Raw genomic sequence first — 12,015 nt, forward strand, 5'->3', positions numbered from 1 at the left:
GCCGAGCTTCATGAGCGGGCGTTGTCTCAGGGGAAAGTGCCCACCATAGAGGATCTGATGATCGCAGCCATCTGCAAGCGCAACGACTGCATTTTGGCAACGCGCAACGTGAAGGACTTCGATTATTTGGCCATCGACGTGGTCAATCCCTTTGAGCGCTGAGTATGTGAGGAGACAACGCTATGGGTCTGGGAATGCGGCGGTGCCGGCTGGAGGGCACGCCCATCGTGTATCACGTGGACAAGACAGAGGGAACGCCGTGGGTGCTGCTGCTCCACGCGGCCTTCGTTGATCATCGGATGTTCCGAGCCCAGGTGGAGGCCTTCCGCGGACGCTATAGCATCATCGCTGTGGATATTCTCGGCCATGGTGGCTCCACTGAGGCACGGCGCGGTGATAGCCTCGAATCCATGGCCTCGTGGTTGAATGCCATCCTGGAGGCCGAGGGTGCCCGTGCGGCCCACGTGGTGGGCGTGTCGCTCGGCGGCGTGCTGGCCCAGGATTTCGCCTGCGCCTATCCGGAACGGGTGGCGTCCCTGGCCTGCTTTGGCGCCTACGACATAACGCGCCCCGACTCCGAGTTGCTTAAGGCCAATGGGGCCGCCCAGATGGCCATGGTGGGCAAGGCCCTCGTGTCGGGACGGTGGTTCGCCGAGTCCAACAAGGCCATTTCGGCCTACACCGACCAGGCGCAACAGGAGTTCTACGAGCTCAATCTGGGCTTCCCCAAGCGATCGCTGCGGCATCTGGCGGCCTTGGGCAAGCTGGTGGGCAAGCACGAGCCGCGCCCGCGTCCCTACCCGCTGCTCATCGGCTGCGGCGAGCGCGACTTGCCCATGGAGCTTGAAGCCGTGCAGACCTGGGCCACGGCCGAACCCGACAGCTCGGTGGCCGTCGTGGAAGGTGCCGGCCACTGCGCCAATATGGACGCCCCCGACCGCTTCAACGATATCCTGCGCCAGTTCTGGACAAGCGGGGAATAGACCCACCCGTGTGGGGCGGGCGGACGGGCTAGTCGCGCTCGCTCCAGCGGCGGCAGCTGCCTTGCGGCGTTCGACCCGGCGGCGACAGGCATTCCGCGACGCTTGAGAGAAGAAAGGGCGGCACGTTGATCATAAGCGCGAGCCGAAGGACCGACATCCCCCGATTCCACAGCGCGTGGATGGTCAATCGCGTGAAAGAAGGGTTCGTCGACGTGAGGAACCCTCTGTTCCCTACGCAGGTGAGCCGCTACCGTTTGGATCCGAGCGTGGTGGACGGGATCGTATTCTGGACGAAAGATCCGGCGCCCATGCTCGACAAGCTGGATGCCTTTTCCACCTACCCGTTCTACTTTCAGTTTTCCCTGACTCCCTACGGCAAAGATATCGAAAGCGGCCTGCGCGCCAAGCGCGATTTGGTCGAGACGCTCAAGGCGCTCGCCCGTGAAATTGGCAGCGATCGTATCGTATGGCGCTTCGATCCTATTCTTATCAGCGAGAAATAACCGGTCGAGTACCAGCTGCGGGCCTTCAGCGCCCTTGCGGCCGAACTGAGCGGCTTTACCGAGAGGGTAACCATGAGCTTTATCGACGAGTACCCTTGCGGCGGAAGAAGCGCCTATGCCGCGGTGGGCACCAGCGGGGTAACGGCCGATCAGCAGAATATTCTGGCGGAACGGCTTTCCTCCGTGGCCCATGAGCATGGCATGGCGCTTGGCACCTGCGCCGAGGCCGCCGATCTGAGTCGGTGGGGCATCGGCCGCGGGCGCTGTGTCGATTCGCGAATCTTTGAGAAGATCGGCCGCTGTCGGCTCTCGCGCCTCAAGACCCGCCACGAGGAGATGCCCAAGGACAAATCCCAGCGGAAGGAGTGTGGCTGCGTCGAAAGCATCGACATCGGTTGGCCCAACACCTGCCTGAATGGATGCAAGTACTGCTACGCTACCACCACGGATCATGAGGGCCTTGCGCGCACGATGCGGCTTTGCGACCCCGCCAGCTCAATGCTGTGCGGCTCCGTCGATCCCGCCGTCGACAAAGTCACGGATCACCGGGGCACCGGGGATGCAAGGGACAGAAGCTTCAAGTTTAGTGAGCCGCCCATGCAGGGCGTGCTCGATCTTTAGGGATGCGTTTTCAGCGCGCGCGAAGGGTCGATGTGCTTGAGGAGCTGGGGATTATCGAAGAGCTCGGGGCAGATGAGGTCTTCGCGATTGAGTTGATGCCCGGTGTCCAGCAGCAGGTTTTCGTAGAATGCCTCCAGAGGCCCGCGCTCGGGCGGGATGCCGGCCTCGTTGTTGCGGTAGTTGGCCCGCACAAGGGCGTCACGGTAGTAGCGTGCGTGCTTTTGGAAGGGCTCGTTGCCCACTGCGAATCCGAGCGAGCCGAGATAGAGCTCCGAGAACACGGCCACCGTGCGGGTGTTCCCCTCCACGAAGGGGTGCACCTGCCACAGCAGCGCGACGAACTTCGTCAAGCGCGCGATGTCGGCCTCGGAAAGCGACGTGCTATAGCCCTCGCGACCCTCTTCGCGGAATAGGTAATCCAGCGATGTCTGGATCATGGCTGGATCTGCGTACAGCACGCTGTCGCCGTTGAGGATGTCCTCCTGCTTTACGAGCCGTTCGGTTTTGAATTGACCGGGTTGGTAAACTTCCGCATCCATGTCTTGGAACAGGGTGTGGTGGATGAGGGGAAGCATGTCGGGGGCAAAGGTGAAGCTGCCGGCCTCCAACATCTCGACGATGCGCTGGCTGACCAGGTCGGCCTCGGTTGTGGCTCGTCGATCGTGCGCTCCCTCAGCGTGGTAGGTGCGAATGAGCTCACCTGTCTCCTGCAAAGTGCAGCGCCCTTGTTCGTAGTCTCGCGCTAGTTCGCGCAGATAGGGGGAAACTTCCAGGCCGTCTACCGCCTGCAGCCCGATGGCCGTGGCCCAGTAATGTCGGCGCATCGCTTCATTGGAGAGCTGTGCGCTGATTTCGTAGGGGAAGGCATCGAGGCTATCGGCGGACATGGGCTCACCCCTTTGCGTATCGGCGTTGACGCATCGAGCTTAGCAAATAAAAACGCCCTCCGAAGAGGGCGCTTGCTTCAAAGTGGTGCGGGCGAGAGGACTTGAACCTCCATGGGGTTGCCCCCATACGGACCTGAACCGTACGCGTCTGCCAATTCCGCCACGCCCGCAGGTGCTGTTTCGGTATCACCAAAAGAGCGTAGTAGATAATACCCGACTTAGGGCACCTGTGCAAGAAGTTTTTTCGGGAAATGTCTGAACGCCCCTATTCCCCGCGCAGAATGGTGTCGGCGGTTTCAGTGAGGGCGGCGTCGGTCTCGTCCTGCTGGCGGCGACAGGCCTTCTTCTCGTGGGCGATTTCGTCGCCGATGATCTCATGCTCGCTGTGGTCGGCGCGGTACTCGTGGTCGCGCACGGTGCGCGCCTCGTCGCCGATGTGATCCTCGACGTGCTTCGCCTTCTGCTCCTCATGCTGCTGATAGGTCTCGGTGCCCATGGTCGGCCTCCTTCTGATCGGTGATTTCCCCACCATAGGTCACCAACGGCCGACCAGGGGGCAACGGGGTCATTCGTAGGCGATTTGCCACGAGACGGTTTTATAATGGGCAGCGACGCACAGGCGAACGAGGAAAGGACGCGAGCATGGCGGACGCAACCCCCGTGGTGGGTATCATTATGGGATCGGAATCGGACATGCCGGCCATGGAGCCGTGCATGGCCCAGCTGGACGCCATGGGCGTGCCCTACGAGGTGAAGGTGGCGAGCGCCCACCGCAAGCCGGCCGTGGTGCACGAGTGGGCCGAAACCGCCGTTGACCGCGGCATCAAGGTGATCATCGCGGCAGCTGGCAAGGCCGCGCACCTGGGTGGGGTGGTGGCCGCCTTCACGCCGCTGCCGGTCATCGCCGTGCCCATGAAGACGAGCGATCTGGGCGGCCTTGATTCCCTGCTGTCCATGGTGCAGATGCCCTCGGGCGTGCCGGTGGCCTGCGTGGCCATCAACGGTGCGAAGAACGCCGCTATCCTGGCCGTGCAGATGATGGGCACGAACGACCCGGCCATGTTGCAGAAGGTGGCCGACCTGAAGGCGGCCATGGCCGAGGCGTAAACGCCCCTGATTGGACTTCGAACCTTTGAGGCGCCTGATTTTGCGCAGCAAACTCCGCGAAACAGATCCGGGTGCGCCGCTTCGGGGCGGAATAGGGGCGAAAAACAACGGAAATGCGTCCTTTCCGGGTAAGGCTAAGATGATGGAGTCTGTTTCGCGGAGTTTATTACGCAAAAAGGCCCGCTACGGAAACGGGCAGCCCGAGTTATGCGGCGCAGCGCGCTCTGGCACTGGAGTAGCCTGACACTAAAGGGAATGAGAGCGGTTATGGCGAAGAAACTTCTGATGGGGAACGAGGCGTTTGCCCACGCGGCCCTGGAGGCCGGGGTGAACGTGGTGGCGGGATACCCCGGCACGCCATCGTCCGAGCTGGTGGAAACCGTGGCGAAGCTGCACGGGGCCGGTGTGGCCCAGGACGTGCATGTGGAATGGTCCACCAACGAGAAGGCGGCCCTGGAAATGCTCGCGGGCGCGTCCTACTGCGGCGCGCGGGTGCTGTTCACGTGCAAGCAGGTGGGCCTGAATGTGGCCTCCGACGCCCTTATGTCCCTGAACTACGTGGGCGTGGGCGGTGGCTGCGTGCTGTTCGTGGCCGACGACCCGGGCCCCATCTCGTCCCAGACCGAGCAGGACACGCGCCGGTTCGGAGCCTTCGCGAAGGTGCCGGTGCTCGATCCGGCCACGCCCGAGCAGGGCTTCGCCATGATGCAGGCGGCCTTCGACCTGTCCGAGCGCTACCATACCCCGGTTATCGTGCGTCCCACCACGCGCATCAACCATGCGTCCACGTTCTTCGAAGTGGCCGATAAGACCCACGGCCGCCCCCTGCCCGCAGAGGGCTTTCAGAAAGACCCGAAGTGGGTCATCTTCCCCAAGCGGGCCTTTGAGGGCCACGGCGAGATCAACCGCCGCCTGGCCCAGATTGCCTGGGATTACGCCTACGATCCCACGCTGGCGTCCTTCAACGAGATGTTCGAGGGGGGCGGAAGCGGTGCGACGGTCGCGGCGGGTGCCGTTCAACCTACTGTCGGGGAAGAGGCTGGCGCAACGGCCGCTTTGGAGCCGGTCGAGGCGCCGACGGTGGGCGTTTTGGCCGGCGGCGTGTCGGTGGCCTATGCCCGCGAGGCCCTGGCGCTTTTGGAGCGGCAGGCCGCCCGCGCGGGCATGTCCGTGCCCCGCTACCGCTTCCTCGCCGTGGGCACGCCCTATCCCTTCCCCGGGGAAACGGCCGCGGCTTTTGCGGACGGGCTTACCGATGTGATCGTCTTCGAAGAGCTCGATTCCGTGCTGGAAGAGGAGATGCAGAAGCTGGCCGGCGTGCGCCATTTGCCCCTGCGGGTGCACGGCAAGCTGACCGGTGCCGCCAACGACCGCGGCGAGAACACGGCCGAGAACATCGCCGGCCGCCTGGGACGGTTCTTCGATCGGACGCGGGTTGTCCTTCCCATTCCACCGCACGAGGACGGAGGCACCTCCACGTGCTCAAACAAGTCCTCGCTTTCGGAAAAAATAGGATCAGAAGTGTATCCCATTTTTTCCGAGTCTGCGGAATCTGCGCGCGAGGAGGTGCCTCCGTCCTCGCGCTGCTCGTCTGAGGTTGAAGAGGCTGACTCCCTCGCTGCCCTCGCGGCCCGCACCATTGGCGCCAACGCCCTCAGCTATGACGGGCCCTTGCCGGTGCGGCCGCCGGTGCTGTGCGCGGGCTGTCCGCACCGGGGCAGCTTCTACGCCGTGAAGCAGGCACTCAAGGGGCGCGAATCGGTGCTCTGCGGCGATATCGGCTGCTACACGCTGGGAAACGCCCAGCCGCTGGATGCAGTGGACACCTGCCTGTGCATGGGTGCCGGCATCACCATGGCCCAGGGCTTCTCGGTGGTGGAGCCCCAGAAAAAGGCGGTGGCCTTCGTGGGCGACTCCACGTTCTTCGCCAGTGCGCTCACGGGCATCGCGAACGCCGTGTACAACGGCCATGACGTCACCTTCGCCATTCTGGATAACGCCACCACGGCCATGACGGGCAGTCAGCCGCATCCCGGCACCGGCGTTACGCTCATGGGCGAGAAACGGCGCCCCATTGTGATCGAGGAGGTGCTGCACGGCTTGGGCGTTCAGCACATCGGGTTCGCGAACCCGCACAGCCTGGAGACGTCCGTGGCGGCGGCCCGTGCGGCCATCGATTACGACGGGCCCTCGGCCATCATTTTCCGCGCTCCGTGCATTCAGCTGAAGAAGCCCGATGCGCCCGTGGTCATCAACGACGACGCGTGCACCGGCTGCAAGAAGTGCATTACCTCCATCGGTTGCCCCGGCATCGGGTTCGACGAGGGGCTGCGCGGTCCGAAGTCGGGCGAGCGCGGCCAGGCTTTCGTGGATGGCAGCCTGTGCGACGGCTGCGCCCTGTGCGTGCAGGTGTGCCCCTTCGGCGCCATCGAGGGGGCCGTGGGCTTCGGCGGCGCGGCACCAGCGGAGCCGGCGGCATACGCTCCGAATCCCGATCCGTTCCAAACGGGCCCCATTCCCCGTATTTTGGCCGATGAGGTGAACGATTTCCAGGAAACGGAATTAGCGGGCGAGCCGAATCGCACGCCCGGTGAGGCGCTGGCCGCCGCAGAGGCCGTGGCCGTGGCCTCGGCTACCGTGCATTCCGATGGGCCGACCGGTCCTCTAGAGGGGTTGCCGTTGTCTGAAGAAACAGTTCGGGACGAAGGAGGTGCCCGATGATCGACATTCTGTTGGCCGGTGTGGGCGGCCAGGGCACGGTGCTGGCCGCGAAGGTGCTGGCCCAGGCGGCGCAATCGAAGGGCTGGCAGGTGCGCACGGCCGAGACCATCGGCATGGCCCAGCGCGGCGGCAACGTGACGAGTCACGTGCGCATGGGCTCGAATGGGGAAGCGGTGTTCTCGCCGCTCATCACGCCGGGCACGGCCGATATGGTCATCGCCTTGGAGCCGGGCGAGGCGGCCCGCGCGCTGCCGTACTTGGCACCGGGCGGCGTGCTCGTGACGGCCACGACGGCCATCCAGCCCGTCACCGCGGCCCTGTCGTCTGCGCCCTATCGCGCTGGTGACGTGGTAGCCGCTCTCGCGAATACGCTACAGGCTGAGGCTATGCGCGAGCAAGCGGCGGAAGCGGCTGTCGGGCTAGGGCCTGCGCAGGCGGCGGAAGCAGCGGGGGACGATGTCCCCGGCGCACCTCGAGGCACGGCGCAGACCGCCGGTCAGGATGCCCAGGCTCCCGGCGTGGAGGGCTACCCCGTGCCGCTGTTCGTGCCCGTCGATGACGAGGCCCTCGTGCGCGAAGCGGGTCCGGGCGGCCGCAAGGCGCTCAACATGATGCTGCTCGCGGTAGCCGTGGCCCAAGGGCGCGTGCCGCTGACGGTGGGCGAACTGAAGGAGGCTGTGCAAGCCTGTGTGAAGCCCCAGTTCGTGGTCATGAACCTCGCCGCTATCGACACCGCCGTGGAGGCCTACGGGTAGCACCTACTCGAACGCCTCCAGCAGTGTGAGCATATCGGAGGGCGTGAGCGAGGCGACGGGAGCGTGGGTGCGAAGTTGCTTATCGCTTGTGATGAGATAATCTGCCTTCGATCGTTTTACGGCTGCCAAGATGAGATCGTCTTCAAAATCTCGATGGACTTGGTGGAAGTACCGCGCGACGGTTACATCAGAGGTGTCGGCGGGCACAATCGCTGCTTGCTCAACTATGCTCATTATGGATTGCCAGCTCACCTCTTCGATGGCCAGCGCCGCTGCTTCGGTTAGCGTCTCGCCTGTGGCGCGGTACTCGCGTTTGAGCTCTGCCCCCACTTGATAATAAATGTCCTTGAGGGATGTGATAGAAAGGCAAACCGGAATTTCTCTTCTCGTGCATGCGCAGAGAAGTTGGCGGGATGCGGTGCTTCCTTTCCGTGTGCCAATGCAGCTATCGATCCATACATTGGTGTCAAGAAGAACGATGGACGGCAAACTCATCATAGCAGCCCTCTTTCCTCAAGGCGTTCCTGCAGGGCCTCTTCGCGTAGTTGTTCGTAATAGGCCATTCTCTCGTCGTCATCTTCTGGCACGGTGCAAATCAGATCGTGTTCCTTGCGAAAATTATCGATAAGGGCCCAGCCCTCATGAAGGGCTTCAACGCGGCGCGTTTGCTCGCTAGAGGCGCTGCCATTCTCCTGGTTTTTATTCAGCTTGTCGAGGAGGCTGCGTAATGCCTCGGGATCGTTGACGTGCTGGGCGGCGAATTCCCAGACCATGCGCACCGCCTGGCTGGGAGTAAGGCCGATGCGGGCGAACGCGGCATCACCGGCTTCTTTGGTTGCCTCGTCGATGCGTACGTTCATCTGCACGGTTTTCGGCCGGGAGGGCGTGCCTGCGCGGAGGGCGCTTTTCTTCGCGGTCGCCCGCTTAGGCACGGGCTTGCGTTGGGTTTGGGACTTGCCAGTGCCCTTCGCTTTCTTCGGTTTTTCCAGTGCTGCCGTTGCCATGGCAATCATCCCATCAGCTAGTGTAAAGATACTAGTAAGTATAGCGTATAGCACATTAGTTTATCAACTACTGAACGCCCTGTTTCTCTCAGTTTGCAAGAGGGCGCGTGTAAAACGCCACATCTCGAGCATTTCGACTCTGATTGCCAACAGGATGCCGTGAGCCCTCACTCTTTTTGACGAAGGTGCTGAACGGGGCTTTTCTCAAAATCATACCTTTCGGATGAGCACTCGGGGGCAGATCACCGCTTTCGTGAGACTGACGGCGCTACCCCGAGACCCTAGGATGCAAGGGTATCCGAATCGGCAGGGACGCCGGTTCGCCGAAAGGAGGAATTTCATGGGAGACATCAAGGGAATGGGCCGCCGCGACTTTCTGAAGACCGCTGCGCTGTCGAGTCTGGCGTTGGGCGGGGCTGCGGCCTTGGCCGGCTGCGCCCCGGCGGCGGGCACCGATGGCGGGGCCGCGCTGAGCAGCACCGGCGATATTGCCTGGGATAAGGAAGTGGATGTGCTCGTCCTCGGCTCCGGCACCGGTGCCTTTGCAGCTCTCGTGGCGGCGGCCAAGGGCGCGGGCTCGGTGTGCCTCGTGGAGAAGGGCACCATGTGGGGCGGCACCGCGGCCACCTCGGGCGGCGGCTTGGCCGTGCCCCTGACCTATGCCACCGCCGATGCGGGCATCTCCGACAGCAAAGAGGAGATCGTCAAGTACTTCAAGAACGCCTCCGATGGCCGCGTGGACGAGGCTGTCCTGGGCTCCTTCATCGACAACGGCAGCGACTTCATCGACTGGATCTCTGAAGAGATGGGCTGGAAGTTCGTGGCCTCGCCGCTGTTCGGTGACTACTACGAGCCCATGGAGGGCTGGATTCCCATGGGCCGCGGCAGCCTCGGTGCCACCAACGCCGACGGTCCCATGATCGCCGCCCAGATGTGGGAGGAAATGAAGGCGAAGATGGAGGGCTACGGCGTCGAGATCCTCATGGACACCGAGGCCACCCAGCTCATCGCCGACGGCGAGGGTGGCGTGGCCGGTGCCGTGTGCGGCGGCCAGAACATCAAGGCCAACGCTGTCATCGTGGCCACGGGCGGCTTCGACCACAACGACGAGATGCGCGCGAAGTACCATCCCTTCAAGATCATGGCCACCAACGCCGTGCCCACCAACACCGGTGACGGCCAGCTCATGGGCATGGCTATCGGCGCCAACGTGTCCTACATGGACCGCTGCTGGGGCGCTCCGGCCATCCTCACCACGGGCGACGACCCGGCTACGCTCATTGCCGAGGGCACCATCGCCCAGGAGATCGCCGGCACCGACTGGGCCATGTACCGCGGCCTGCCCGGTGCGGTGGTCGTGAACAAGAAGGGCCGCCGTATCGGCAACGAGGCTGGCCCCTACGACCTGTTCAACCAGGCTTTCGCCTACTATGACACTGGCGAGCCGGGCCACGTGAACATTCCTGCCTACTTCATCTGCGACGCCGCCTGCTGGGCCACCTATTCCCTGCCGGGCCACACCGTGGGCGCCGTGGGCGATGGCGACGGCAGCTACTTCGACGAGACCTACGGCGGCGAGGCCACCGATCCTGCCGAGGTGCCCGCGCACTTCGTGAAGGCCGACACCCTGGAAGAGCTGGCCGAGAAGCTGGGCATCGATCCGGCCGGTCTGACCGCCGAGATTGCCGCCTTCAACGAGAACGCCGTCAAGGGCACAGACCCGGTGTTCCATCGCGGCGAGAAGCATCTCGACATTAACACCACGGGCGTTATGGCCGGCAGCCGTACCGACCTGGCCAACCCGGTGCTCGCGCCCCTGGCCACGGGCCCGTTCTACGGCGCCATCTACGTGCCGGGCACGTGCGGCACCGCCGGCGGTCTCACCATTAACGAGAACGCCCAGGTCGTGAATACGGCCGGCGAGCCCATCGAGCACCTGTACGCCGTGGGCAACTGCTCCTCGGGCGTGTCCGGCGGCACCTACGTGCACGGCGGCATCAGCCTGGGTTCCGGCGGCGTCATGAGCTGGGTGGCCGTGAACCACGCCCTCAGCGCCTAAGCGTTTTCGTTGCAGGTTGGCGGCGGCCCCCCTCCCTCCGTCGCCGATCTCTTCCTTATGAATCGGCCCTGCCTCGGCGGGGCCGATTCGCGCAATCCTACCTCTCCGGCAGGTGGCGCTTGAAGTAGTCGATGAGTTCCTGCTTGGAATGGACGCCCAGTTTCGCGTAGATGCGCTTGGCGTGGGTGCGGGCCGTGCCCTCGGAGATGAACAGCTCCTGCTGCACGATGCGCAGGGAGCGGCCCTCTAGTAGGAGGGCCGTCACCTCGGTCTCCCGCTTGGTGAGCCCGGCTGCCTGCGCCACCTCTTCCAGGGCCACCTCCCGCCCCATGTCGGCCGTGCGTCCCAAGGTGTTGATCCACACGCCCGAGAAGGCGAAGAACCCCACCAGGGTCAGCAGGCAGACGAAGGACGACAGGTCTACGAGAAAGGCCTCGGGGATCAGGGGGAGCTGGTCGCGAACAAGGGTTCCCGCCACGATACCGAAGCCCCAGCTAAAGTTCAGCAGGGCGAAATAGCTGGCCTTGCGCAGGTCTATGCCGAAGGCGGTTACGACGCCGAGCATGATGAACAGCAGCTGGGAGATAAGAAACAGGGGCGCGGGATGCGCAAACAGCTGACCGGGGGATGTGGCCATGGACACCGTGCCGAGGGCCACCACCAGGCCCGTGGCGGCGCCGGTCAGGCAGGGCGCGATGCTCGGGGGCGACAGGCGCACTTTTTTGGGCAGGGGTCCGAGGCGCTTGCAGGACGGCGCGGGCGTGTTCGTGCCGAAGAGCATGGCCAGGGGCGCCATAACGACGAGGAAGTCGTAGACGGGCCGGGGGACGAGCAAGAGCACCAGGTTCAACAGATAGAACAGCAGCAATGAGCCCGAAAGCGCCACAGACAGGGTGGAGAAATCATCGCACTTCGCGAGGGTTTCCAAGCGCAGCAGGGCCGCAAAACCGCAGAGCACGGCCAGGCCCAGAACCAGGGCCGAATGGGCGAACTCCGGGGCGGCGGGCAGCTGGGGCAGCAAGGTGAGCCCAAGCCCCACGGCCGCGGCTGCCAGGGCAGTCCCCACGCGCAGTGCCCGGGGAATGCGATCCCATCGGGCCCAGGTGATGCCAATGACGAGGGCGCCGCTGAGCACAAGGCTCGGCAGCGCCAGCATGGCCGGCTCGATGAAGGATGCGGTGAAGAGGCTGTCGTAGTTTGCTTGGTGCAGCCATAGCCAGATGATGGCATCGGCCAGGGCGATTTTCGCCGCCTGCATGCGGTTGACCCCGTGGGCCCGTAGGTTGATTTGCATCGTTCCCTCCCTTGAAATCAGCAAATCATATCTTTTGGACGAGGGAAAACGTCGAAGTACCCGCTTTCGTGAGACAGACAT

At 63.9% G+C, this 12,015-nt stretch carries 10 protein-coding genes, 1 tRNA gene and 1 pseudogene; 6 read left to right on the forward strand and 6 right to left on the reverse strand.

The window, feature by feature from the left end; all coding sequences use genetic code 11:
* Nucleotides 1-182: 182 nt before the first annotated feature.
* Both ACTOXK_RS03105 and ACTOXK_RS03110 read left to right on the forward strand, forming a co-directional pair.
* On the forward strand, nt 183-983 hold the full coding sequence (locus tag ACTOXK_RS03105) for an alpha/beta fold hydrolase (protein WP_482277294.1): 801 nt from the start codon (nt 183-185) through the stop codon (nt 981-983).
* 125 nt (nt 984-1,108) lie between these two features.
* A pseudogene (locus ACTOXK_RS03110) lies at nt 1,109-2,107 on the forward strand (DUF1848 domain-containing protein).
* Here the strand turns inward: ACTOXK_RS03110 and ACTOXK_RS03115 are convergent.
* The 3 genes from ACTOXK_RS03115 to ACTOXK_RS03125 all read right to left on the reverse strand — a co-directional run bounded on the left by ACTOXK_RS03115 (nt 2,104) and on the right by ACTOXK_RS03125 (nt 3,490).
* Nucleotides 2,104-2,994, reverse strand: coding sequence for a Fic family protein (locus tag ACTOXK_RS03115; protein ID WP_482277293.1), 891 nt, complete (start codon nt 2,992-2,994; stop codon nt 2,104-2,106). The pseudogene ACTOXK_RS03110 and the gene ACTOXK_RS03115 overlap by 4 nt on opposite strands.
* A gap of 83 nt (nt 2,995-3,077) precedes the next feature.
* Nucleotides 3,078-3,164: transfer RNA gene (locus ACTOXK_RS03120), tRNA-Leu, on the reverse strand.
* 95 nt (nt 3,165-3,259) lie between these two features.
* Complete coding sequence (locus tag ACTOXK_RS03125) at nt 3,260-3,490, reverse strand: hypothetical protein (RefSeq protein ID WP_482277292.1); 231 nt, start codon at nt 3,488-3,490, stop codon at nt 3,260-3,262.
* A 146-nt stretch (nt 3,491-3,636) separates the two neighbouring features.
* Here ACTOXK_RS03125 and purE point away from each other — a divergent pair, with 146 nt between their 5' ends.
* The 3 genes from purE to ACTOXK_RS03140 all read left to right on the forward strand — a co-directional run bounded on the left by purE (nt 3,637) and on the right by ACTOXK_RS03140 (nt 7,577).
* Complete coding sequence (purE, locus tag ACTOXK_RS03130) at nt 3,637-4,101, forward strand: 5-(carboxyamino)imidazole ribonucleotide mutase (protein ID WP_482277291.1); 465 nt, start codon at nt 3,637-3,639, stop codon at nt 4,099-4,101.
* A gap of 267 nt (nt 4,102-4,368) precedes the next feature.
* Complete coding sequence (locus tag ACTOXK_RS03135) at nt 4,369-6,822, forward strand: thiamine pyrophosphate-dependent enzyme (protein ID WP_482277290.1); 2,454 nt, start codon at nt 4,369-4,371, stop codon at nt 6,820-6,822.
* On the forward strand, nt 6,819-7,577 hold the full coding sequence (locus ACTOXK_RS03140; RefSeq protein WP_482277289.1) for a 2-oxoacid:acceptor oxidoreductase family protein: 759 nt from the start codon (nt 6,819-6,821) through the stop codon (nt 7,575-7,577). The genes ACTOXK_RS03135 and ACTOXK_RS03140 overlap by 4 nt, the downstream gene beginning before the upstream one ends.
* Before the next feature lie 3 nt (nt 7,578-7,580).
* Here the strand turns inward: ACTOXK_RS03140 and ACTOXK_RS03145 are convergent, their stop codons facing one another.
* The gene (locus ACTOXK_RS03145; RefSeq protein WP_482277288.1) at nt 7,581-8,075 is read right to left on the reverse strand and encodes a putative toxin-antitoxin system toxin component, PIN family; all 495 of its coding nucleotides are present in this window, start codon (nt 8,073-8,075) and stop codon (nt 7,581-7,583) included.
* Nucleotides 8,072-8,581, reverse strand: coding sequence for a type II toxin-antitoxin system RelB/DinJ family antitoxin (locus ACTOXK_RS03150; protein ID WP_482277287.1), 510 nt, complete (start codon nt 8,579-8,581; stop codon nt 8,072-8,074). Before ACTOXK_RS03150 ends, ACTOXK_RS03145 begins: the two co-directional genes overlap by 4 nt.
* Before the next feature lie 340 nt (nt 8,582-8,921).
* Here ACTOXK_RS03150 and ACTOXK_RS03155 point away from each other — a divergent pair, with 340 nt between their 5' ends.
* Entirely contained in the window at nt 8,922-10,640 is a 1,719-nt protein-coding gene (locus tag ACTOXK_RS03155) for an FAD-dependent oxidoreductase (protein WP_482277286.1), read from the forward strand.
* A 97-nt stretch (nt 10,641-10,737) separates the two neighbouring features.
* On the opposite strand, the gene ACTOXK_RS03160 is transcribed toward ACTOXK_RS03155, so the two are convergent.
* Nucleotides 10,738-11,934: a response regulator transcription factor gene (locus ACTOXK_RS03160; RefSeq protein ID WP_482277285.1), complete on the reverse strand. Its 1,197-nt coding sequence runs from the start codon at nt 11,932-11,934 to the stop codon at nt 10,738-10,740.
* Nucleotides 11,935-12,015: the final 81 nt, after the last annotated feature.

Source organism: Adlercreutzia sp., assembly GCF_056795635.1.